This is a genomic window from Lactococcus sp., from assembly GCF_036648155.1.
Lineage (GTDB): Bacteria > Bacillota > Bacilli > Lactobacillales > Streptococcaceae > Lactococcus > Lactococcus cremoris.
Genome location: NZ_JAVXIY010000004.1, coordinates 42956 through 64674, shown reverse-complemented (window position 1 = coordinate 64674; position 21719 = coordinate 42956). Strand labels below are relative to the sequence as shown.

Annotated in this window: 41 protein-coding genes; 3 read left to right on the top strand and 38 right to left on the bottom strand. The window is 34.9% G+C overall.

Annotation, left to right across the window (positions count from 1 at the left end; genetic code table 11):
* Positions 1–41: 41 nt before the first annotated feature.
* The 16 genes from RSC39_RS05120 to RSC39_RS05045 form a co-directional block, all read right to left on the bottom strand.
* A complete protein-coding gene (locus tag RSC39_RS05120) occupies positions 42–743 on the bottom strand; it encodes a DUF4352 domain-containing protein (RefSeq protein ID WP_332535586.1) in 702 nt (233 codons plus the stop codon).
* Positions 744–1050: 307 nt separating this feature from the next.
* Positions 1051–1356 (bottom strand): hypothetical protein, encoded by a 306-nt coding sequence (locus tag RSC39_RS05115; RefSeq protein ID WP_029344157.1) that lies wholly within the window; start codon positions 1354–1356, stop codon positions 1051–1053.
* Between the two features lie 56 nt (positions 1357–1412).
* Entirely contained in the window at positions 1413–1991 is a 579-nt protein-coding gene (locus tag RSC39_RS05110; RefSeq protein WP_332535583.1) for a major tail protein, read from the bottom strand.
* Positions 1992–2005: 14 nt separating this feature from the next.
* Positions 2006–2395: a hypothetical protein gene (locus tag RSC39_RS05105; protein WP_332535581.1), complete on the bottom strand. Its 390-nt coding sequence runs from the start codon at positions 2393–2395 to the stop codon at positions 2006–2008.
* The gene (locus RSC39_RS05100; RefSeq protein WP_332535579.1) at positions 2392–2796 is read right to left on the bottom strand and encodes an HK97 gp10 family phage protein; all 405 of its coding nucleotides are present in this window, start codon (positions 2794–2796) and stop codon (positions 2392–2394) included. The genes RSC39_RS05105 and RSC39_RS05100 overlap by 4 nt, the downstream gene beginning before the upstream one ends.
* Positions 2789–3175 carry a phage head-tail adapter protein gene (locus tag RSC39_RS05095; protein ID WP_332535577.1) on the bottom strand — a complete coding sequence of 129 codons (387 nt, stop codon included), beginning with the start codon at positions 3173–3175 and terminating at the stop codon, positions 2789–2791. Before RSC39_RS05095 ends, RSC39_RS05100 begins: the two co-directional genes overlap by 8 nt.
* The gene (locus RSC39_RS05090; protein ID WP_332535575.1) at positions 3172–3477 is read right to left on the bottom strand and encodes a hypothetical protein; all 306 of its coding nucleotides are present in this window, start codon (positions 3475–3477) and stop codon (positions 3172–3174) included. The genes RSC39_RS05095 and RSC39_RS05090 overlap by 4 nt, the downstream gene beginning before the upstream one ends.
* Positions 3478–3489: 12 nt before the next feature.
* Complete coding sequence (locus tag RSC39_RS05085; protein WP_167593704.1) at positions 3490–3645, bottom strand: hypothetical protein; 156 nt, start codon at positions 3643–3645, stop codon at positions 3490–3492.
* 10 nt (positions 3646–3655) lie between these two features.
* On the bottom strand, positions 3656–4801 hold the full coding sequence (locus RSC39_RS05080; RefSeq protein WP_332535570.1) for a phage major capsid protein: 1146 nt from the start codon (positions 4799–4801) through the stop codon (positions 3656–3658).
* Positions 4801–5589: a head maturation protease, ClpP-related gene (locus RSC39_RS05075; protein WP_332535568.1), complete on the bottom strand. Its 789-nt coding sequence runs from the start codon at positions 5587–5589 to the stop codon at positions 4801–4803. Before RSC39_RS05075 ends, RSC39_RS05080 begins: the two co-directional genes overlap by 1 nt.
* Positions 5576–6919, bottom strand: a complete 1344-nt coding sequence (locus tag RSC39_RS05070; RefSeq protein ID WP_332535566.1) for a phage portal protein — start codon at positions 6917–6919, stop codon at positions 5576–5578. Before RSC39_RS05070 ends, RSC39_RS05075 begins: the two co-directional genes overlap by 14 nt.
* A gap of 813 nt (positions 6920–7732) precedes the next feature.
* On the bottom strand, positions 7733–9472 hold the full coding sequence (locus RSC39_RS05065) for a terminase TerL endonuclease subunit (protein WP_332535564.1): 1740 nt from the start codon (positions 9470–9472) through the stop codon (positions 7733–7735).
* Positions 9462–9773 (bottom strand): P27 family phage terminase small subunit, encoded by a 312-nt coding sequence (locus RSC39_RS05060; protein WP_127093852.1) that lies wholly within the window; start codon positions 9771–9773, stop codon positions 9462–9464. The genes RSC39_RS05065 and RSC39_RS05060 overlap by 11 nt, the downstream gene beginning before the upstream one ends.
* 142 nt (positions 9774–9915) lie before the next feature.
* Positions 9916–10215, bottom strand: coding sequence for an HNH endonuclease (locus RSC39_RS05055; RefSeq protein ID WP_081213458.1), 300 nt, complete (start codon positions 10213–10215; stop codon positions 9916–9918).
* Positions 10216–10263: 48 nt separating this feature from the next.
* The gene (locus RSC39_RS05050; protein WP_332535560.1) at positions 10264–10563 is read right to left on the bottom strand and encodes a hypothetical protein; all 300 of its coding nucleotides are present in this window, start codon (positions 10561–10563) and stop codon (positions 10264–10266) included.
* A gap of 75 nt (positions 10564–10638) precedes the next feature.
* Positions 10639–11292 (bottom strand): SPFH domain-containing protein, encoded by a 654-nt coding sequence (locus tag RSC39_RS05045; protein ID WP_332535558.1) that lies wholly within the window; start codon positions 11290–11292, stop codon positions 10639–10641.
* 443 nt (positions 11293–11735) lie between these two features.
* On the opposite strand from RSC39_RS05045, the gene RSC39_RS05040 reads away from it, so the two are divergent.
* The gene (locus tag RSC39_RS05040) at positions 11736–11891 is read left to right on the top strand and encodes a hypothetical protein (protein WP_014572174.1); all 156 of its coding nucleotides are present in this window, start codon (positions 11736–11738) and stop codon (positions 11889–11891) included.
* A gap of 38 nt (positions 11892–11929) precedes the next feature.
* Here the strand turns inward: RSC39_RS05040 and RSC39_RS05035 are convergent, their stop codons facing one another.
* The 15 genes from RSC39_RS05035 to RSC39_RS04965 form a co-directional block, all read right to left on the bottom strand.
* Positions 11930–12094 carry a DUF1660 domain-containing protein gene (locus RSC39_RS05035; RefSeq protein ID WP_332535556.1) on the bottom strand — a complete coding sequence of 55 codons (165 nt, stop codon included), beginning with the start codon at positions 12092–12094 and terminating at the stop codon, positions 11930–11932.
* Entirely contained in the window at positions 12091–12360 is a 270-nt protein-coding gene (locus tag RSC39_RS05030; protein ID WP_332535554.1) for a hypothetical protein, read from the bottom strand. Before RSC39_RS05030 ends, RSC39_RS05035 begins: the two co-directional genes overlap by 4 nt.
* 48 nt (positions 12361–12408) lie before the next feature.
* The gene (locus RSC39_RS05025) at positions 12409–12654 is read right to left on the bottom strand and encodes a hypothetical protein (protein ID WP_259749506.1); all 246 of its coding nucleotides are present in this window, start codon (positions 12652–12654) and stop codon (positions 12409–12411) included.
* Positions 12644–12982 (bottom strand): hypothetical protein, encoded by a 339-nt coding sequence (locus RSC39_RS05020; RefSeq protein WP_332535549.1) that lies wholly within the window; start codon positions 12980–12982, stop codon positions 12644–12646. Before RSC39_RS05020 ends, RSC39_RS05025 begins: the two co-directional genes overlap by 11 nt.
* Positions 12972–13229, bottom strand: a complete 258-nt coding sequence (locus tag RSC39_RS05015; protein ID WP_332535547.1) for a hypothetical protein — start codon at positions 13227–13229, stop codon at positions 12972–12974. Before RSC39_RS05015 ends, RSC39_RS05020 begins: the two co-directional genes overlap by 11 nt.
* Positions 13216–13479 (bottom strand): hypothetical protein, encoded by a 264-nt coding sequence (locus tag RSC39_RS05010; RefSeq protein WP_332535545.1) that lies wholly within the window; start codon positions 13477–13479, stop codon positions 13216–13218. Before RSC39_RS05010 ends, RSC39_RS05015 begins: the two co-directional genes overlap by 14 nt.
* A 4-nt stretch (positions 13480–13483) precedes the next feature.
* Positions 13484–13903, bottom strand: a complete 420-nt coding sequence (locus tag RSC39_RS05005; RefSeq protein WP_332535543.1) for a dUTP diphosphatase — start codon at positions 13901–13903, stop codon at positions 13484–13486.
* A complete protein-coding gene (locus tag RSC39_RS05000) occupies positions 13900–14529 on the bottom strand; it encodes a DUF1642 domain-containing protein (RefSeq protein WP_332535541.1) in 630 nt (209 codons plus the stop codon). The genes RSC39_RS05005 and RSC39_RS05000 overlap by 4 nt, the downstream gene beginning before the upstream one ends.
* Positions 14522–14728, bottom strand: coding sequence for a DUF1125 domain-containing protein (locus RSC39_RS04995; RefSeq protein WP_332535539.1), 207 nt, complete (start codon positions 14726–14728; stop codon positions 14522–14524). The genes RSC39_RS05000 and RSC39_RS04995 overlap by 8 nt, the downstream gene beginning before the upstream one ends.
* Positions 14729–14736: 8 nt before the next feature.
* Positions 14737–15246 carry a hypothetical protein gene (locus RSC39_RS04990; protein WP_332535537.1) on the bottom strand — a complete coding sequence of 170 codons (510 nt, stop codon included), beginning with the start codon at positions 15244–15246 and terminating at the stop codon, positions 14737–14739.
* Between the two features lie 10 nt (positions 15247–15256).
* Complete coding sequence (locus RSC39_RS04985) at positions 15257–15589, bottom strand: hypothetical protein (protein ID WP_332535535.1); 333 nt, start codon at positions 15587–15589, stop codon at positions 15257–15259.
* A gap of 98 nt (positions 15590–15687) precedes the next feature.
* On the bottom strand, positions 15688–15933 hold the full coding sequence (locus RSC39_RS04980; RefSeq protein ID WP_332535533.1) for a DUF1031 domain-containing protein: 246 nt from the start codon (positions 15931–15933) through the stop codon (positions 15688–15690).
* Complete coding sequence (locus RSC39_RS04975) at positions 15930–16304, bottom strand: DUF1064 domain-containing protein (protein WP_011835831.1); 375 nt, start codon at positions 16302–16304, stop codon at positions 15930–15932. Before RSC39_RS04975 ends, RSC39_RS04980 begins: the two co-directional genes overlap by 4 nt.
* On the bottom strand, positions 16301–17026 hold the full coding sequence (locus RSC39_RS04970) for a hypothetical protein (RefSeq protein ID WP_332535531.1): 726 nt from the start codon (positions 17024–17026) through the stop codon (positions 16301–16303). The genes RSC39_RS04975 and RSC39_RS04970 overlap by 4 nt, the downstream gene beginning before the upstream one ends.
* On the bottom strand, positions 17026–17814 hold the full coding sequence (locus RSC39_RS04965; RefSeq protein ID WP_332535529.1) for a phage replisome organiser protein: 789 nt from the start codon (positions 17812–17814) through the stop codon (positions 17026–17028). Before RSC39_RS04965 ends, RSC39_RS04970 begins: the two co-directional genes overlap by 1 nt.
* A gap of 68 nt (positions 17815–17882) precedes the next feature.
* Between RSC39_RS04965 and RSC39_RS04960 the strand changes: the two genes are divergently transcribed.
* Positions 17883–18125, top strand: a complete 243-nt coding sequence (locus RSC39_RS04960) for a hypothetical protein (protein WP_332535527.1) — start codon at positions 17883–17885, stop codon at positions 18123–18125.
* 150 nt (positions 18126–18275) lie between these two features.
* Here RSC39_RS04960 and RSC39_RS04955 read toward each other — a convergent pair whose 3' ends face one another.
* The 5 genes from RSC39_RS04955 to RSC39_RS04935 all read right to left on the bottom strand — a co-directional run bounded on the left by RSC39_RS04955 (position 18276) and on the right by RSC39_RS04935 (position 20703).
* Positions 18276–18773, bottom strand: a complete 498-nt coding sequence (locus tag RSC39_RS04955) for an NUMOD4 domain-containing protein (protein ID WP_332535525.1) — start codon at positions 18771–18773, stop codon at positions 18276–18278.
* Between the two features lie 20 nt (positions 18774–18793).
* Entirely contained in the window at positions 18794–19219 is a 426-nt protein-coding gene (gene ssb / locus RSC39_RS04950; protein ID WP_332535523.1) for a single-stranded DNA-binding protein, read from the bottom strand.
* Entirely contained in the window at positions 19212–19970 is a 759-nt protein-coding gene (locus RSC39_RS04945) for a Rad52/Rad22 family DNA repair protein (RefSeq protein WP_332535521.1), read from the bottom strand. Before RSC39_RS04945 ends, ssb begins: the two co-directional genes overlap by 8 nt.
* An 8-nt stretch (positions 19971–19978) precedes the next feature.
* The gene (locus RSC39_RS04940; protein ID WP_332535519.1) at positions 19979–20368 is read right to left on the bottom strand and encodes a hypothetical protein; all 390 of its coding nucleotides are present in this window, start codon (positions 20366–20368) and stop codon (positions 19979–19981) included.
* A gap of 98 nt (positions 20369–20466) precedes the next feature.
* Positions 20467–20703 (bottom strand): DUF1408 domain-containing protein, encoded by a 237-nt coding sequence (locus tag RSC39_RS04935; protein WP_015967983.1) that lies wholly within the window; start codon positions 20701–20703, stop codon positions 20467–20469.
* Between the two features lie 104 nt (positions 20704–20807).
* On the opposite strand from RSC39_RS04935, the gene RSC39_RS04930 reads away from it, so the two are divergent.
* Positions 20808–21197, top strand: a complete 390-nt coding sequence (locus RSC39_RS04930; RefSeq protein WP_311916830.1) for a hypothetical protein — start codon at positions 20808–20810, stop codon at positions 21195–21197.
* Here the strand turns inward: RSC39_RS04930 and RSC39_RS04925 are convergent.
* Together RSC39_RS04925 and RSC39_RS04920 are read right to left on the bottom strand one after the other, a co-directional pair.
* Complete coding sequence (locus RSC39_RS04925; RefSeq protein WP_332535514.1) at positions 21190–21354, bottom strand: hypothetical protein; 165 nt, start codon at positions 21352–21354, stop codon at positions 21190–21192. The two genes, RSC39_RS04930 and RSC39_RS04925, sit on opposite strands and share 8 nt — an antisense overlap.
* A 92-nt stretch (positions 21355–21446) precedes the next feature.
* Positions 21447–21716: a hypothetical protein gene (locus RSC39_RS04920; RefSeq protein ID WP_023164536.1), complete on the bottom strand. Its 270-nt coding sequence runs from the start codon at positions 21714–21716 to the stop codon at positions 21447–21449.
* Positions 21717–21719: the final 3 nt, after the last annotated feature.

The following is a 21719-nucleotide window of genomic DNA, read 5'->3' as shown; positions in this document are numbered from 1 at the left end:
TTTGTTTAGAATAAAAAAGAGACCTATCGGTCTTTTTTAATTTATTTCCATGTTCCATCAGCAAATGTTACTGAAAATGGTCCATCGTTTTTAGCATCAAAGAATATTTTGATAGATACAGTTTGTCCCACATTTACCGAACTTGGCATTGTATTATTATATGTCCCTGAATCAAAGTTCAATGTATTTCCTTCAGAATCATATGCATTGAATTCTTGTGGGTTAAATTCGTAAGCCGAATTTCCTGTATTCTTCATTTTTATTGTAACTACCATTGGTTTTATTCCAGTTGGTGGATTATTTAGTTGTGATGAATAGTTCTCATCAATACCAGCACTTACTATAGTAACATCAATATTAGTATCATCAGACTCATTATTAAAAGATACAGCTTTTCCAAATGAATAACTTAGTTCTTCGGAACTAGAACTCGCTGTGTCATTTGCATTTTCGTCATCATCTGAATAATCATTTTTTGTTTTATTTAATACTGAGTCTACTGCATCGCTAACATAAGAACTATAATTAGGAACATTTTTATCAAGGTACTTTTCAAAGTCCCTGTTAAAAGACATTGCTTTTGAGTACGATTGGCTCATGGAGCTTGTTTTTTTCTTTAATGCTGCAGATTTTGATGTATTAACTGTGGTAATAATTAAACAGATGATTGCAATTAATATGCTACTAAGCGATATCCAGAACCACGCTATTTTAAAAAATGGTTTATTATCTTTGTTATTCATTATATTCTCCTCAATAAATACTATACCTATTATACAAATTTATTTATTAATTTTGCAAGCGTTACCTAAAACGAAACTAAAAAAACAGCTCCTAAGAGCCGTTTTTATAATTTATTCATGAAGTCACCAAGGGACATTACCTCAGTTTCTTCTTCAACCAAACTTGCTTCTGAATCATCGTCATTAGAATTGATCACTCCGACAATAGTCTCAAAGTCATTATCTAAAATGTCTGAAACGGTAAATCCAGTATTGACAACTAACTGCTTAATGAAGTTTAAGAAACTTTCCTTAGCTTCTTTAGCAGTTATGGTTCTTTTTTTTCGTCACTTTCCTCGTTTCCCAAAACAACAGAAATCAAATGTGAGATAGTCGCGTCTAATTCCCATGGGTCTAGTCCTTTCAAAACTTGTTCTTTCGTAAGTTTATCATCTGGGAAAAGACTGGCAATATATTCAAGTCTCAAAGCAATAATTTCTACATTATTAAGTGATTCTTTCTCGATTTTCTCTTGAATATTCCAAAAATCAAGATACTTCTGACCAGTGATATGATTTTGCTTATAAGTGACATCCCCACCCTTTTGGTGGAGAGTAATTTCTAACTTAGCCATTTCTTACCTTTCAAAGTTTTGCGTCCCCTACGGTCGCCTGACCGACTACGGGGCTATTAGGGCGTAGTGGTCATGTTCAAAGCGGCACGTACTTTATCCTGCGCAGCTGTGTCAGTTCCTGCATATTTCTTGAAGAAATCGCCATTATCTGCTGAACCAACAGAATAAGAGAGAGTATCTGGCTTAATTTCAGATGCTTTCCCTTGTGAAGTTTCAATTTCTACTCCATCATAAGAAAAGACACCAGTCAAAAATCCAAGCATAAATTTATCACCACGGATATCATAATCTTCAATCAAAATTGAGCAGTCAGGAGCTTGAGTGTCACTTCCTGCTGTAATGATTTCATCTGCATCAATGGTATATCCAAGAATGGCAGACTGAACTTTGTCAGGAATATCAATGATATCAAAATCAATCTTACCATCACCCACACCTTTACCTGAGATGTGGTAAACACCATTTGAACCCCAAGTTTTTACTGGATCAACTGCAAGCCCTGAAATTTTAGCACTTGAAGTTGCCCCTTTATCTTTTTTACCTTCAACAACAAATAAATTTGTGTCAAGTGTAGCTGGCTTACCATCCAAAATTCGAATGGTTAATTTTTTAAATCCAACTGTAGCTGTACCCATTTTTTTCTCCTTTATTAATAATCATCATATAATTGGCTATTGCCTTGATAAAATCTTGCATCCACATATCTCTTAGTGGTTGAGAAATAATCATCTAAACCACCTGACATTTGATAGAATCCCTTAGTTTTAAGAATTTGTTCAACTTTCCTTTGAAGTTTTTTTGGAACATCGCGCTGAATCGCTTCAATACTCACTTGGAAGATAAAATGTTTTGATAATGAATCATTACTCGCAAATCCCACTGATTCAGGAGGACCAGAAGGAATAACAGTAATGCTCGTTTTATCTTTTGGAAGTTCATCATAGCGAACATAGCTCTTAAAACCTTGATTTTGCTTAATTTCTTGAATTTCTGAATCAGTTGCTAACTCTTCCATTAATTCGTTAAGCATATCTTTCATTCAATTAACTCCTTTAGATCCCTTTGAGCTGACTCTACAAACTTACTTCTTTGTGCGTTTGAAAACTTTTGTAAAGCACCAAAGCTTTTATAACGATAGCTCTTACCATTCCTAGTAAATCCATTATTTTCTAAATGAACTAATCTCCAATGTTTACCACTGTTCCCAATCTTAATTATTGGAAATCCCGAAGCTCTTGAAACATTCCCTCGAACAACCCCAGCCACCGTATCTCCACTATCAGCGAATCCTTGAAGAGTACTTTTCAAATCAACAACAGCTTCATCTGCTGCTTTTCCAAGAGCTTTACCTTCGATTGTTCTTACACGAGTTTCACTAAATTTTTCTCTTAGTTTTGCTTCAATTTCTTCAAACCCTTTGATTGTCATTGAACTACTCATTAAGATTCGTCCCTCCTAGAATTATTTTCAAGAAAGTTCGGTCATGAAAATCAGGCTGAATGTCAACTATCCCCCAAACCTGACCTGAATATCTAGGATCATCAATAATAACCTTGTCATCATTTTTAGGTTGATAACTCGTTAAGGGATCACGAATTTTTATCGTTGCTCCATTCTTAACATTTTGATTCCCCAAGATTGTTAAATCTTTATTGCTAGGGGAGTAAAGATCTGCGTAGGTTTTAAAAAGAACAATAGGATCACCGCCTCTCCCGTCGAATGACGTATCAAGCCCTACTCCTTGAAATGTAACTTTAGTCCGCATCGTTCCGTTATTTGTACGATTAGATGATTTAAGTAGTTTTTGCGATTTAATCATTGCGTCTCTCCTACATCATCAGTAGGTTGATTAGCTAGAAAAACGTCACGGATATTTTGCTTATAATTCTCCTTAAATTCATCTAAAGCATCATTGTAAGTATAACGTGAACGCTCAAAAATTAATTCCTTAACTTCTGGATCACTTGCATCAGGCACTCCAACTAATCTAAGAATTGAGGTATAAGAGGCTATGAGCATATCTGTTAAGTTAGCAAGTTCGTCAGAATCATTAGTACTGATTCTCATTCTTTGTTTGAATGAATTAAGGTTATCATCGGCCCAAGTTTCTGCATTACTCATATTTAACTCCTATTATTTATCTTCTTTTTCCTCCACTTTTTCAACAAAACCAGGGAGCTTTTTTTCAAGCTCCTTGAATCTTGCTACGGAAGCCTCAAAAACTTCATCAACTTCACGTCTAACATTTTCCTTTAAATCATCAAAGACAGCTTTTACTTTTAATTTCATTGACTACTCCTTACCCGGCAGGTACGGTCGCAATTGTAACAAGGGCTGAAGCATTATTATCTTTTGGTTTGCCCCAATAGAATGATTTGGTAGTATAAAGTTGAAGATCTTCAAGAGCAAACGTTTGGTCAAATTCTTGCATTGTCATTTTTCCACGATAAGCATTATATCGATTTGCAACAAATACAATTCCTTTACCAGCAGGTACGGCCATTGATTGGACTACAGAGATATTGAAAGGCAAGATATCAACCCATACTCCATTAGCATTCAAATATAAGAACATCGCAGTGAAATTGTAATAATCTTGAGGATTAACCAAAATTTTTGCTTGTCCAGCAATATTGAGAGGAATGCCTTTTTCGCTGAATGACAACTTTTTCATGATAGGTGCTAGAATTTTAGCAGCTTGTTTGGAAACATCTTGAGAATTTTCTAAAGCAGCAAGCGGTGAAAGGTCGGCTGATACTTTTTTATCTCCATATGTAGTAGTTCCATTTACAACTGTAGCATCTTTGATTAAACCAACAGGTTTGTTATTCCCATCTCCAAGTACTAAAGCTGTTTCGAGAGCAACTGCAATAGATTCTGACAATTGTAAGATGATAAAGGTTTTCAACCAATCATAACTATAGTCAAGAGCATCTTTAGGGATAACAGTATATGCAGTAAGTTTATTTTGAGAAAAATCATGTTCCCCGAAGTTTTGGTTCAACTTACCTTGGATATCACCAGCAAATGTCCCCCATACTGCTGTTCCACCATTATAGATACCATCAGAGATAATCGCTTTAGTGCGAAGCCCCATATCTTGGAATTTGATAATATCAAGCAACGGATGAGCATAAGTCAATTCGTCAAAAACTTGATTGATAATTTCAAGAGGCAAGGTTTTTTCTACATTTCCAACACCAGAAGTAATATCGTTAAAAAATTTTGTTTCTTCTGCTGACATTACTTCAGAAGAACGAGATGACATTAGAGAGTTGATTTTTTCGTTTGTTTGATCAGCAAGTTTTTCAACAATTTCAGTGCCCATAACTTCCATAGTCTGTGCAAATAATTTTTGTTGTTCTTTTTCATCTGCTCCGTTAGCAACTGCATCTGTATATTTTCCTACAGCTGCTTCGTAATTAGGTAATTTTGTGTAGTCCATTATTTAATTCCTCCTAGGAAAAGTGGTTTAAATTTTTGATTTTTAAGTGGCTTGTCTGCCGAGTTATCAGCTTCAAATTCTGCTTTTACTTCAGATATTTTTTCATCAATTAATTTACTAATTGAATCCATTTGTTTCTTGTCAAGAGCAATATTAATCGTGTGATTTTTGTTGTCATCTCCTTTAATCATGTTTTTAAATTGATTAATCTTATCAGGTGATAACATTGGTGAGAAACTTGCAACCATTTGAACAGATTGATTATTTTCAAAAAGAATTTCATCAACTATTCCCGATTCAACAGCTTGTTTTGCATTAAACCAAGTTTCGTTGTCCATTAATTTTTGAGCTTCCTCTGCTGAAATATTCATTCGGTCAGCATAGAGATTTGCTAAATTTCCACTTGACCCCAATAAATAATCCGAGCTTGAAGCCATATCTCTATAGTCGCCTTGTTGAACCATTGATACGTTATGAATCATAACTTGACCGATGGGAGTTATCGCCACCCTATCAGCTGCTAAAAGTGGGAATGTCGCAGCACTTGCACAAAGACCAGAGATTTCAGCAATAACTTTACCTTGATACTTGCTTAAATCTGTGAAAATCTCACTCCCAGCAAATACAGAGCCACCTCCAGAGTTAATTTGAATGGTAACATCTTCTCCATTAGCCTCATTTAAGAAGTCTGCAACTTTTTGCGGGGTGATGCATTCCATACCAAACCAGTCATACACTTCTTCATAATCGTTATCGGCAACTACGCCATTAAACTTAAGTGTCTTCACTATTTTTTCCTTTCTCTTCATAATTTTTAGTCATAATAAATCTGTCACCATCTTCTGTTGGTGGTAAATTGGCAGCCTCACGAACTTCATTTACTTTAACCACACCACTTGAACCAACTTTATCAATTGCATCAGCCCTATCAAGGATGTTAATTGTTTTAAATCCAGTCATTTGTAGGGTATTACCAACTGAATATCCTGATTTTTTAATTAAAATACTTGCAAATCCTTCTGATAATTTGTTCCCTAATGGAATCACTGCGGATTCAATCGCCAAATCCAAGTTTTCAGAATTATTAGCAGTTTCTCCAAGCACTAGTGCCGGAGGAATTCCCAACAATCCTGCTACTTCTCCAATAAAAACTTTTTTTAAAGACCAAAAGTCAGTAATCTGATTTTGAAGTGTTGCGGACTTGCTAGAAGAAATTTCATCATACGAAGACTTTGCTTTATCGTCTGCAGGAATAAAGACAATAGGATCATTCATCATTTTTTCGTATAAGGTTGTCGCATATTGTTGCTGTAATTTTATTCTTTCATTATCATCAATCTTACTAGTAACAGGAATGCTAATTTTTGCTCTAACTTGCCCTACACGGAGCTGATTAGCAATTAAGATTCCAAATAATTTCCCATAATCATCCCATAGACTATCAACATATTTTTTTATACCAATATTGTCATTATCTAAGTGAAAACAATCCACTCCTTGAATAAAGGTTCTATTAAAATATTTTTGAGCGTATGGTCCAGAATTAGGAGCATTAGAAACTTTGCTATTGGAGAAGTTAACTGTCACTCCCGTGTATGTGTTCCCGTCAAGCGAATAGTTTGTTACAAAATTATCAGCAATATAGAACTGATCACCATCCTGTATAACTAATAACTCACCATTTAACAGCTTTTTTATCATTGAAATTTTGAATTCACTAGCTGTTTGGTTAGGATTTGGTCTCATATTTAAAGCATAATCAAATTTAGAATCTGTAATTGAGCTTTCGTTTTTAAATACAAATTTACCTTTAGAAACAGTTCTTGCTAAGTAAGAAACACAAGATTCTAAAGCAGCATTCTTAATACCAAGCGTGACTTGTGCATTAAATAATGCGTCATACCCAGTTAAATCGGTTGTGCTTAATTTATCTTTTACAGATGACCAAATGTCTGAAAATAGTCCCACATTTTCTCCTTTCCGTACTTTTAATTCAAGTTTAATGGAAAAGTAGGGCGAAAAAGTAGCGTTTTTATAAATAAAAGGCTGCCCACTGGACAACCTGTAATAAAATAGCCAGCGTAAACTGACTAATAAATAATTTAAATATTTTTCCATGCACCGGTATTAGGCAATGCAATCGAAGTCGCCCGCAAACTTGCAAGCCCCAGAGAGTCATTAGCTCTCAATTCAGGATAACGGGATTGAACCGTTCTATTCTAGCTTATGAAACTAGCGTGACGCCTTGCCACCCATCCTGTTTAATGTACTAGCTCTTGCAAAGACAGTATACAAATGACTATTATTTCTTTTTGTGCTTGCACCCTGCACAGGGTTGAATTAGGGAATGTATAGCCACACGCCTAATTCATTTGCGCCATCAAATGGCAATAGCAAGATAGAGGCTCGAACTCTATAACTTCTATTAGCGAAGTCGTTTCTATCCCTTGCTGTCAGCTCCAACCGCACTGACTTATTAATATTATTCGGAAACTGTACTAGTATTATCAGCCCCAAATAATGTTGGATATAGCAAGTCTAGGATTCGAACCTAGCCCCTCAGCCACACTTTTCAGCGTCCTCTCTTGCTACGCTGGTTTTATCGTCCAGCAACGCTATTCCGCCATTAAATCGGACATTGCAGTCAGGTTTAGTTCTGGTGCCTGTCACCCCTCGCTATGCTAGATAGCCACTAACTATGTTACGATACGCTCAATCCCTAGAACTATAACTCGTAACTGTATTGGCTGTTACTCCCTCTTGGTCATTTAACTGAACTTCAATCGCCAGCACCAATAATATAGTAAGCCACTGGTTCGAGCAATGACTTGCTTAGAAGTATATCCAACCGAACGAATTACATTTTGTTTGCTTTCGCTGATAACTTCATAAGTAAATTATCTAATATTTTTACTCTCAAAAAGTATCGTTTTATCCCATAAACCACCCCAAATTATCATAGAAATCAGTGGTATCTACTTCATTTAGTAAATCAGCCTTAAACATTGCTGCTTCAAAAGCTTTAAATCCATCTGTTTTTCGTCTGACATCTTCTTTTTTGATATATTCCACATTCCCATCTTTTTTCAAGTGTCGAAGCACGTTATTTGTGTACCACCGCATCATGTCATTATCCCCGAAATTAATTTTTTGATTAGCGAAACTATCCTCAATTACAGTTGATAATTGAGCATCGATAGCCCTAAAGTTGCGAATAACTTCCACACGATAACCGAGCGGTTCTTCAAATTTGCCATTCCAAGAGACTTCAAACCCAGCTTCTTCAAATTTAGGTTGTAAATACTCCCTCATTTTATAGCCATCTCCACAAATAGTTTGGAATTCATAGCCTTCTTCATCACGCATACGAACAAACCAGTCTACAACGTGCTGTGCATCCATTGAGGGTTCATCTAATACTGTGAGCAACCCCTCATCCTCCCATTGTCTAATCGGAGCAAATCGCCGCTTACCATTAACATTTTCATTTGGTTTTGAATAGCTATATATTCTATCGACAAATTCTTTACGAACAAATGAATGAGATTTGAAAACATAATCCCCATCAACCTTAAACAAAGCACCAACTGCAATAAAGTCACGAGTAGAGGCAAAGTCAAATCCTCCAACCGCAGGTAGATTTCTTAATTCTGGAAATTCTTTTTTAGTTGCTTTTAATTCTTCATAGGTGGCTACACTTCTTTCGATGTCAGTAACCGGCAAATTCATACGTTTGGTCATAAATTCATCACGCCCACTCGGATTTACTTCCAGTTTCTTATATTGCTTTGTAACCTTTTTATACAATCTTTTCGCGTAACTACTCATTGGAAGAGTAAACATAGGATTAGCCATTTCCCAATTTGTTGGATCATCGACTTCTTGCTCATCGTTCAGTTTGCAAATAAAAGGAAATAATTCATCAAAATTAGCATCTCCTTTGAGTACTTTTTGAGCTAATTCCTTCATTTCATCAATAAATCCCTCGCGGACAAATCCATCTGTCCCAATGTAGAATTCTCTTGGATTAGCAACTTTCCCCAAACCAGAAATATAAACATCTGTTACTTTGTGATCTTCATACTGGTGTATTTCATCAAATACTACTGCCCCATCACGCAACCCATCTTTTGTATTTCCATTGCTTGTCTTATAGCGAATAATAGACTGGGTTTTGCGATTTTTGATTTCTTTTTTGCCCCAAGAAAACATTCTTTGAAGTTTTTCATTCATCTCAATTGTGTCGTAGATTTCTTCGAAGCTCATTTTAGCTTGATCTTCACTATTTGCGACAAGCGAAATATGATATTTGGGTATTCCGTGCATTGGAGTTTGCAAGTAGTTAGTTACTCCAGAAATTAAACCATTCTTACCGCCACCACGTCCCATCATGATTAAAAATTGTTCAAAAACAATATCATCACCATCACTCCAAAATAAAAAAATGAAACTAATAATAAATTTTTGAAAGTCCTCTAGTTTAAAATAAAACGTTTCGATATATCTGATACATTTATTTATTTGATTTTCATCAAAGTAAATCTCTTTTCTTTCAAGACGAGGTTCAATTTCTCTAGCGATATATTCAACAAGTTCTATACGTTCCTTGTTAAGTTTTACTTTTTGAGCATGATAAGAATTGATATAATCACTGACATATTTAATCAGCATATAAATCTTCCTCATTAAAATCATTATTTTTGCCCTTTTCGGCTCGTTTTTCCTCGAAAAATTCATCCAATTTTATAAGAGCTGTATTAATTTTCACTTTCTCAGAAATGGCAGGGTTTGGTTTCAAAAATTCTTGATTACCATTAACGACTTTTATCATCGTTCCATCTTTAGAAATAGATTTATCAAGGTTTCTGGATATTCTAACCAAACTACAATATCTCTCCACCTTTTCGATTTCTGAAGCTGATTTTTCATTAATTAGCCCTAATAATTCTGTTTCAAGTTTGCTTTTTGCCATGGTTACCCCCCCTTTCAAAAAAATGGCTTTATATTTGGTTAAAAAACCCCAACCGGTCTGTGGTAAATTCGGAAATAAACCCAATTATTTTAGACCCGGGGGTATATTTTAATTATTTTTTTGTAATTTCCGAACAATAAAATCAGAATTCAAAAGTTTCATCATCAAACTGCTTGTATCTGTGTCTCTCGTGCCTCTTGTTATGGCAGTCGTGACACAAGGTACGAAGGTTACTAGGCTCTAGTGCAAGCTCTGGATGATACTCAAGTTCCTTGATATGATCTATCTCTAGTGTCGCAGTCTTAGCCGTTGTCACTCTACCTTCTGCTTTGCACCATTGACATTCATTGTTATCACGCTTGAGTATCTGTTCTCTCATACGTCTCCAAGCTCCTGAGCAATAGAACCTATGTCTTGCCTTTGGTGTACTCACATCTATCATGATTCAATCGTAAAACAAAAACGCTACGAAAAAGTAGCGTTCTTTATATTATTCATGGAACATCTTAAGTAAATGACCACCGTCATATTTCTCAGCAAACTGCTGCGTCGCTTTGTTATTCCTTGCAATGACTGCAGTCTTTGAGTAATACATATTCATTGTGATCTTAATGATACCCCAGCCATCAATATAATAACGTTTGAATATCTTACGATCATCTTCGTCTTTAATATTGTCTAATGCTTCATTGATAAGCAGAGATTGTTTGGCATTCTTCTTATTGCGAATGATAATTCTTAAGGTCATTCGAACATCATGCCATTGTGCTTTCGTCAATTCTTTTGTCATATTCTAACTCCTGTTATGTTATAATAGTATTAGAATAAATCCTTTGTAAAGCCCATTGCCGTGGGCTTTTTATTATTAATTATTATTTGAATTAACGTTGGCATTCAATGCGTAATTGCTAGAGTTAGTCAGCTTATAACTGTTCATATAAATATTTGTAACTTTAACACCATATTTTGCTAATTCGTTCTCAATTTCTTTCTCATCTTTTGGAGTTAAAGATTGAGAATTTGCAAGTATATTATTACTGGTAATAACATTCTTAACGATTGCTCCGATAACTGTATTCTTATAGTCAGAATAGTTAGAGAGTAGATCTACCAACTTATTTGGTTGCAAATCATATACTACTTCAACACTGGCGCTTACATTGTAAGTTTTGTCTTTCATTACATTGACTGGAACAGCTTCTTTGTTATTCCTAATATCTACTCGCTTTGTGTCATAAGATGGAGCTATAGCCCAGAAGTGTCTTCCAGTTTCAGTGAAAACTTTCCCAGTATATCGTCCTCCCCAACTTTTCTCTAGTGAAGCATATCCAGTTGGAACTGAAACACTTGAGAGCGCAAATATAAGCAAGAACCATACTAGGGCAATAAAGAAACCACAAATAGAAGTGATAATAGTATTAGATACTCTATAATATCTATCACTGAATATCCAGAATAATATTGAAATGATTGTTGTGATTACAATAATAGTAATTAAAATCATAAATGAAATCCACATTTTATTTCTCCTCCAGTTGAGTTTAGCGAGTTCCTAGCTCAGTATGATATAATTTGTAAGACCATAAAAACAAAAAGTTTTGGTTTTACTTGCGCTCGAACTTGGTCAACTCGAGCTTTTTTATTATTATTTATTTTTCTTATGGTATAATGTAGTAGACCTAAATTTTAAGAATAAAATTTAAACCTAGAACATATAACTCGAACCTGGTCAGTTCGGGTTTTTTGTTATAGTTAAAGATTTTTTAATAAATCAAATTTTATAGTTATCAATTAATCAGTGGTATAATGAATGTGACCATTCAATAGTAACTAATAATTTTTACAACAACCGCTCAAGCTAGGTCAGCTTGGGCTTTTTTGCATTTTAAAGTTATTCGTGCTATACTTGGCAGTATAGAATTTCGCTATGCCTTTCATATTTTAAGAAAGGAGAATGCAATTATGACATTCACTAACAAAAATAAATTTTTCCAATATACAGTAACTCTTGATACTTCAAATGATATTTTTAGAGCAAATCTTGCTGATAACTCAGGAATCTATGGTTATGGAAATACCATTGAAGACGCAGTTAAACATTTGGAAAACTTAGTCTAAAATGACATACAACTACTACCAATATGGTGGTAGTTTTTTCATTCCTCCCCTCTCACGTTCTCTGACTCGTCAAAGTCTGAGCGGTTGAAATAAGACTGGTCCACATATAATTCACCGCAACGACTACAATATGTTGGTGCTTCATCTCCAATAAGTGCTGGTGGGTCATAATCATGCCCGAACAGCTTACACAAAAGTTTCATTCTTCCTCCCACAGTTTTTTTTGCTTAGCTATTAAATCTTCTTTATATTCTCTGAGTATGCCGATTACTTTGGAAGTAAGAGTATCATCCATGAGATATTCTTTTTCTTCTAAAACACCATATCCTCTAAGTCGAATCTTGAAACGTCTCTTGAATTGAATTAAACGTAAATTTCTAGGTGCTGTAATATAAGTATCGACAATTGAATCAATCTCTTTAATCTCACGTTCGATCTTGTTAATTTCAGCTAAGTTATTCTTATTCATATTCAATCCCTCCCCACCAGTCATTGACCAGCGATATTAGTTTGTCGGTCATTGTGAGACCTCGCTTTTTGCAACATCAAGAAATTCAATCTGACTAATTCGTACTTCTGACATTTTTCCATTGATTTCTACAATAGCAATAGGATAAGCAACAGTTCCAGCTTTAAACCCACCAACTATTGGTGAATCTCCATGAGTATACGAATGCTGAAATAGTCCCATAAAAGTTCCTTCGACCTGCTTTTTACTACTAAAAGTTACCAAGCAAGGTCTTGTTTCTAATTCAATTTTCATCAGCACCCACTTTCACTAAATCATTATCCACCATGTAGAGATAGATTATATTACGATGTGAACATCCGAGTAAGGCATCATTAGTTGGAAACATAAATTTATAAAGCTCACTATCTTCATCAAGTCCATCAGTGATTACTTCCATATAAGCCCCGACATCACTATAAGAACGAATGTAATCGTTGCTGTATGCTTCTTCAATTTCTTCTTCCAACTCATCCGCAATGCTTTTCGGAATCTTGAGAATTTTCCTCATATCACGATATCTGTTTGCATCTTGCTTTATCATTTCTTCTTCAACGATTTCAGAAATTCTTTTATTGTCCATCGCCGCTCCCTTCAATTTTTTTGAGTATTTTTAAACAGCGTGAACAATAAACACTGTCATCAAAAGTTTTCCAGTCTCTTTCATCAGGATAAGTTTCAAAAACATACCATAACTGGTTGTGATTCCCACATAGAGATTTATTTTCATCTGTAAAGTAATGGAATTTCGCCTTAGAATGGATATAGAGTCCTTCCCCAGCATTTTTAGCTTTGATAGGAAGCTGCCACCGTTTTCTATTCCCTATCATCATCCCCTCCAATCGCTGCGAGTGCTTTACTTGCAATAAGTTGATGATTAAATATTGCGTCTTCAACTGTATGACCACCAGCTATTTCTGTCAGTGCTTTTTTCGCAGTGTTAAGCTGTTCTTGGAGTTTTTCAACCGAAAGTTTGTCAGTGTCTGAAGAACATTCATCACATACAATAAATTCTCCTTCTGGAAGCCATTCAGGTTCGATTGGTTTATCACATCCATAACATGTTGTTTGCTTCATCATTTTTTCACACCTCCCCAGTGCTACCAAAACCGCCTGTACGCTTTCCATTTGCGTTGTCATCGTCTGTTGTAAGGTATTTGACAAATACCCCTTGCATTATTCTTTGACCTTTAGAAATGGTTACAGGCTCTTTTGAAATGTTCATAAATAAGCCTTTAAATTCTTGCGGATAGTAATCTGAATCGATAATTCCTACTGAATTAATCAATGCAATGCCACGCTTAACTGGATTGCTTGAGCGGTCATATAATTTCAGTACTTCGTCATGTCCGAGTTGAACAGCTAGACCTGTACTTACCATTTTAATTTCATCAGGTTGAATCGTAACTGTTTCACTTGCTGAAATGTCATATCCTGCGCTATGTTTTGTCGCTCGTTCTGGAATAGTCGCATTTTCGTCTAGTTTTTTAAATCCTCTTGTCATTCTCCGTCCTCCACAGGCACAAGCTCATAGCTCCCAGTTTCCATGCTGTCGATTTCTTGCTGGGTGAACTGGTTATCTTCATCAAAATATGGATTTGGAACTAATTCAAGCCCATTATTTTTTGACATATTCAAATAATAATTAGTATTCTTCTCACGCAAATAGAACAGCTGCGGTTTTTCGATTGTGTAGCCGTCTAGCCATGCACGGATAAATAGATTTAAGTTCTCATTATTTTCAAATACCCATTTAGCTACATCTCTCGGAGCTGTAACACCAACCTCATCATCAAGTCTTCGTAAACCATGATAAACACTTCGTCCATAATTTTTATCTTTTTCAATCCAGCTACCCACACACTCAGGCATGACTGGCAGGGCTTGCTGTGGTTTTGCGCTATCAACCAATGTTTTGACAGTCAAGTTTTCAGCTACCAATCGTTGGTTTTCTCGTTCTAATTCTTCAATATACTTGTTTGCGGCATTTATTCTGCGGTCAGCTTTATTAGCATACATTTTCCATGTATAATCGAACTTATCCAGCTCATCAACGGCTTTTCTCAAGTTATTAAAGTCTTCTGACGTGTTCGTTTTCTTTGGTTTTTCAGGTAATTCAAACTTAGTCATTTTTCATGTCCTCCAAGACAGCAATTAGTTCTCTAGTATTGTCTATTTCAAGAATCTTCACTTTACGATATAGGAATACTGGGCTAAATACTTCAACATTCTCGCCATAATTAAATTGAATTAAAGTATTCCCGATAGTATCTTTTAAAATCACTGAAGTGTGATCCGCAATCACTTTTAGTAAACTTTCAACTGTCATTTCCCACCTCACTTCGTAGCATTTACAGCATCGTCTGATAAATCTTTAGTCTGTTGCGCATCAGTCACAGCTTGAGATAGCTCGTCAGTCTTTTGTTGAGCGGCAGTTAGCTTTGAGTTCAAGTCACTAACTTGTTGCGCCATCTTCGCCTTGTCTTGGTTCGCTTGATTCAATTGTCTAGCGACTTCTTCTTTTTGCTGATTGAGTGCGTTCAGTTGATTTTGATAGCTAGCAGCTTGATTTTGCAAGTTTGAGTTATCTTGATTGATTTGGTCTTTCAACTGGTTGATTCGGTTGTTCAATTGATTAAGTTGGTCTGCATATTGCTGTGAGCTATTATTAGCCTGTTTAAGCTGTTCGTTTCGGTCTAGCAAGCGTTGTTTCAAGATAGAGATATTCTGTTGCACAGCGACCATATTTTGATGTCCTGCCCATGCATTAGCTGCATAAGCTCCAAAAGTTGATGAACCAAAGATTCCTGCTGCGACTACTGCTGTTGTGATTAATTTTTTATTCATTGTTTTTCCTTTAATTAGTTGTTCTTTGTAATTTGCGTCTCATTCGTTGTTTTTCTCTCATCTCTTTCGATATTTCGAGTGATAAGATAAAATCATCAACTTCTCTAATATCATGCAAACTTGTTGGGAGTACACAGAAAGTTGTAATTAATTCGTATAAGACATCATCACTAAGAATATTTTTGAGCTTAACCATTTTAATGGCTGATGGAATTTTATGCCTGTCTTTTCTAACTTTTAAATATCCTGGTCTAAAACATAATTCATTGTTTAATTGAGTCAAGCTCATATTGTTCTCTTTGAGATATTTATCAATTAAATTCCAAAATTCTAATGCTTTCATTTATGACTATTAAATCCTTTCTAAGCGCTTTTAGATTGTTCGTGATAAATTATCCACGAAATGGTTTAAGCGCTCAATGTAACCGTAATTTTCATGAATTAGAGCTGTTCAAATATAACTAATGATTCTGTCAGTTGCTTATCCATAAAATTAAACAGTTGATTCCAAGTCATATCTTTTCCGTTGTTGAAAACAGATTTAATATCTCGATAAATTTCAACCAGCTCATGACTTCCTTTAGTTCTAACTGTGATATAAACCGAATTACTTCCATAACCGTCATATCTTGCTTTCTTAGCTAAGTTAAATAATTTAACAGTTGGTATGATTCTGAATGCTGTCATATCGCGCTCTCCTCGAACATATTCATTCTCGCTACTTTTTTAGCTATTGTTATTGGAATACCGTATCTGTTAGCAAATAATTTTGCTTTCATTTTAAATTCAGGTAGGACCATGCCTTTTACATCGACAACTTTGATAATCTCGTTAGCTTCATTTCTGAAAACAAAGTCCGCTTTATAAGCTATTTCTCTATAAAGTTTTCCGTTCAATCTGAATTTATCCATGAGAACAAACTTCTCTTGCATGGTCATCCGCTCATCATTTTTATGTTGCAAATAGTAGATTGATTCAGCTTTGCTATCGAATACAATACCATCAACCGTTGTTTTCTTTGCTCCATATTTTGACTTTTTAGTTTTCTGGAACTTCATCTTTGGTGTCCTGTACTTGAGAAATTCATTACTTGCGCATTATTGAGTTTAAATTTCAATCTTGCTGGCAATTGTTCAAGCCTTTCATCACTTTCTGGAATTGTTAACATGATAATTGAGCAGTTATCACTTGCGCTTAATAAAGGGGTCAATGCTTTTTCAGCTTGATTTGCTGTAAAATCTGCCAATGAATCGAAAATAAGAATTTCTGCTTCTTCAATATCGTGTAATATCTTCAAATATTTTTCTCTTGCTTCATCACTAGAAAATCTATTTTCAGAAATCTGTATGTACTTTCTGACCTTTAATCGTTTTACTTTTTTCTGTCTGCCAACATTGGTAACAATCCACTTGACCATGTTGTCACAAGATACAACACTTAATTCATCAGCGAAATCATATTTAACAATGACATTTTCAGTCAAATCAATACCCTTTTTAGCTTTGAATTCTCCTAAGAAGTCATTGACAGCTTTAGTAGCAACTGTCTTTATTCCTTCAGCATGGCACATCGGACAAACTCTTACATCGTATAAGTAAGGTTCTCCAATCACTTCACCTTTTTCATTCTTAGGATAAGAAAGCACAGATTTCTTAGATCCGATAATCTCACAGCCGTGAACTTCACACACGCCAAGTTCCCCACCTTCTTGATAGTTTTTTAAAACATCAGTTGCTTTAATAGCAAACTCTCCGTCATCTCTCCATGTATCAAAAGCCATTAGATAAGACCCCCGAGAGTTTCTTTTTTAACTTTTACTTTTTGCTGATATTCTTCAAACATCATATTGCTAAGAAATTCATAAGCATTAATACTAAACTTTGCTTCATTATCTCCAGGATTTTTAGATTTATAATATTCTACATAGTTGTTTGCTCCAATAACAGAACGTTCCTTTTGTTCATAAGATAGTGTAATAAATACTTGCAATGCCATTGCTCTTCTTGAAAGATTCTTTTTTGATAAATTAGTGAAAATAGAAAAATAGTTCGAGAATAATTCTTCTGTTTCTGTTTTTTTCTCTTTTTCTATTTCTTTTTCTAATTCTATTTCTAATTCTATTTCTTTCTCTATCTCTGTTGGAGCTTGGTTGGAACTAGTTGGAAGTTGGTTGGAAGTTGGTTGGAAATTTTCCAACTTTTTATCCCTTTTATATTTATTCCAATTTGTTTCTTGTCCTATAAGCATTGGAACTTGAAGCATTTCTGCACTTCCGTCATCTCCTATTTGCAATAAACCTGCTTTTTGGAAATAATCTATAGCCAATCTGACATCATCAAGCTTTTCATCAAGATTTAATGCAATTTCTTGAGCGATATCTTGTAAAGTACCCTCATAATAGATAACTCCATTATTAGGTAAAGAAGATAACAACATTTGCTGGTAAATTATCACTAAAGTATCTCCACCAGTTACTGTTTTCCTCAAATTTTTAATTGCTAGATTTTTAAAGAAATTTTCATCTAGTTTTATCCAAAAATATATTTTAGTTTTACTTTTTGTTGCCAAGTTTTTCCTTTCCTTCTTGTGATTAATTTCTTCGGAAAATGTTATAATGAAAATAAATGGAGGTTCTCATGAAAGAAGAAAATAAATCAAGATGCATTAAATGTCACTATCCAAATCTCGAAGAAATGTTTACTTTTTGTCCAAACTGTGGATATCCTGCTAACTCAAATTACTGTTCGGATGATAACTGTGAAATGAACGATCCTGATGATCCAGTTGCATTCCCAGAAACTGATTGTTTTTGTAATTATTGTGGCTCAGAAACTAAGTACTTCAAAGACGGGCTTATCCAACCTCAAAAATATGACTAATTGCTCTTAGGAGCTTTTTTTATTTCAAATTAAAAGCTGGCAATGAGTGTTTATGTGCAGGCACTGAATACTCATAAAATAATATGGCTGGGATGCTACCACCGACTGGAACTATCCCTGTTTTAAGCTCATTGCATCAGCACCATAATTTTAAATTTCATGCCAACTTAAACCTTTATGTGTACGTTGTTTGCCTTTACAGCATGCGGAGATATGGCCACTATGATATCCTTGTTTCTCTGCTTCAGTCATACTTTTATAGAAAGTCACTTCGCCATTTATTGGGTTTAGTGAATAAATGGGGTGAGACTTTTTATTCCTCATGCGCTCTATTGCAGTACCGTAATTATTATTTTCTTTTAGGGTGCACCACTTTAAATTCAAGAAGTTATTATTGCTTTTGTTCTCATCAAGATGGTTAACGACTGCTCCCTCAAAGTGACCATCACAAAATAATTTAGCTACCAATCTATGGACCTGAACGATTTTCCATTTTCCGTCTTGGCCTTTGATTCCAACTCTTTTATAACCATAATTATCGGTTGATTGCTTTAAAATATTTCCGTCGCTATTTTTTAGGAAAGATTTTACTCTTCCCAAATTACTTACAGAATAATTATTGTCTAGTTTTATCCACATTTCTTTCATCCGCCACCCTCCAGCACTTATTAGAATGGTAGGTCATCATCTGAAATTTCTATTGGATCACTTCCAAAAGAATCATTATTTTGTGGTTTTGAAGCTGTATTACCAGCTCGTTCACCATTTGCTTGATTGCTTTTTTCAAGTAATTGGAAATTGTTTGCAATGACTTCTGTTACATAAATTCGTTGCCCTTGTTGGTTCTCATAGTTTCGAGTTTGAATACTACCAGTAACTCCAATTAATTGACCTTTATGAGTCCAATTGGCCAAGTTTTCGGCTGATTTACCCCAAATAATACAATTGATAAAGTCAGCTTCTCTTTCTCCATTAGCATTTTTAAATGCTCGATTAACTGCAAGAGTAAATGAAGCAACTGCTTTATTTTGTTGTGTATATCTAAGTTCAGGTTCTTTAGTGATTCTTCCTACTAGAGTGACATTGTTAATCATTTTGTTCTTCCTTTTTTATATCTACGAATTTTTCGATATCATTGTATGCTTCATCAAGTGGCATTTTTAGCCAATCATTTTGTTCATCAACACTTGCTCCATAGTCTTTTCCGGCAATAATAGCCATTTTGTTAACTACAGCTTGAAGCTTTTTCTCATCAAATTCTTTTTTATCTTTACCAACAAAATATAATTTAGGCGGAGCTGGTACCTCTTCTTCAGTAAAATCAGCTTTTGTATTTTGAACCTTTGAATTCTGAGGTAAAGCCCAACTTGGAAGTTGTGGATTATTCCACCAAAAGTTCTTTCCTGCTTTTTTATCAAAAACTTTGTTCCAACCATCAGTCTTTTCAAGTGATGTTTGAGCAAAACTGGTAGGTAAGTCATATAAATATCTACCTACTCCCCATTGGACAGCTGCTCTCTTCATTGATCCAGATAATCCACCTTTAACTGCTTCAACCTGAGTATTTTCTGCGCCATCCCATTTGGTGACCCATTCGTCTCCAAACTTAACGGATATACCACATAATGTTCCACCATCTGGAGCTGTTTTGAATTCGTTCTTCCATCCGGCAATTCCAAAAACTTCATCAAAACGTTCTTGAACTGCCCGATTATCCATATAAGCTAGAACCATAGCCCAAGGTTTCCCTTGTTTAGAAAATCCTGATTGTTGAACTCTCCAAACTACTCGGTCTGGTTGCAAAGGTTTTTGTAAGGCAAGCATTTGTTCTTCATAATCAGCCATGATTTACCTCACGCATCCCATTTAAGAGGTGGCTTATTTTTAGTAATTACTACTGGCAATTCGTTTTCGATATCTTTCCCGAATTTTTCTATTAATTTGCCTAATGGAATTGGTTCTACACAATCCCAACCGCGAGAAATTACTAAATCACGCTTCTGTTTATTATTCATTTTTAAAACTCTTCGTTCGGACTTTTTGCCATAACTCAAACGATTAAATTGTTGACCTTCATCGAGCCGTTTTTTAACCTCAGTTTCGCCCTTTTTATAAAGGTCAGCTATAATCTTTGCCTGAGCTAAGAATTCTGTAAGTGTGATATTATCCATATCTTTTATAGCTGATGGATTCAAGTCAACCCTTTGTCCATTACCATCTACTGGTATAAGTTGTAAGTCCATTTCAATTCTCCATTTCAAATTTTTAGGCATTCGTGGTATAATTTAAGTAGAAGTTTTGGCGAATTTCCTACTTGCTCTGCGTGCCATGCAGGGCTTTTTTAGTTCCAAACTTTTTTCCAGTCTGAAATACATTCGTTAAGCATTGCAGCTTTATCAGCAGCAAGCTCTTGTTTATTCTTTTTGCGTGAAGTCATATAAAGACTTCCGTCTGGACGTTGCCAAGTTTCAAAGACTACTACTCCACGATTTTCTCGTTTGATTAAATCATGATAGATTTGTCCAACATTGGTTGGCAACACTCGGACTTTGCGCCCGTTTATTATTGTTGTTTCCATTTCGTTTTCCTTTCTATGTATGCGTTTTAATCCTCCGAGTGCTATAATTACTGTGAGCAGATATTTGCGGTATTTGCTTAGTTTTATGGAAAGGAGGAAAAAGTATGTCTAATAAAATTAATTTTTTCTATGCTAGTCATAATAATGAAGCACCTTCTACAATATTTACTGTAGATGATTACCCAAAAGAACCGATTATGAATACTGTTTTTAAAGTGAAATCAAATTTGCTATTAGATAGTGAGCCAGATAATTATTCTATTCAGGTAACTTCATTAAAAGATGGAACGGAACAAAATTTAATTCCAGAACAAGCTTTCCCTGATGAAAGAGTCACAATGGAAACTGGCCAAAAATCTTTAACAGCACTAGGATTATCATTTGACATAACTATCCCAGTCATACATAAAAAAGAGTTTTTTACTTTAACTTTGACTTTAAGAAAAAATGGTAAAATTGTAGACACTGCTGAAACTAGCTTGTATTTCATATAAGCTTTACTTTTTTTAAAGTATCTACTCGTAAGTTAGTAACAATGAGTTTATTTTCATCCAAACTTTTAGCTAATTTCTTTTTATCAAGGACGGTTACAAATTTTTGTGACTGTCTTTTATTTTGTCTATCTCTTGAATATTTAGGTATATAGTGCATTTTCTGCCTTTCTAGCGGAGCACCGCATTTAATAAATTAACTTGGTATGTGGAGGTAGTCATTTTCTCTTTAATCATGTCTTGCCCGACATTTTAGTAATAAAAATCATGTAAATCTTCCAAGAGATAGAAGACTGAACCACCTCGATTTATCGAAGGTAATCCGTTTTCTCTCCACTTTTTAAGCGTATCTGATGACATGTGGAATTCTTTCAACAAATCAACCTGCCTGATTTCTCCAGTCTTGCTTTCGTATTTGAACAGCTCCTTTTGGAATTTCAGCCATTCATTCGTCATCTTACGAAATTCTTCCAGAACGCCATTAGCTAGATATGCAGCCATTGGATCATATCGTTCTCCCATAGC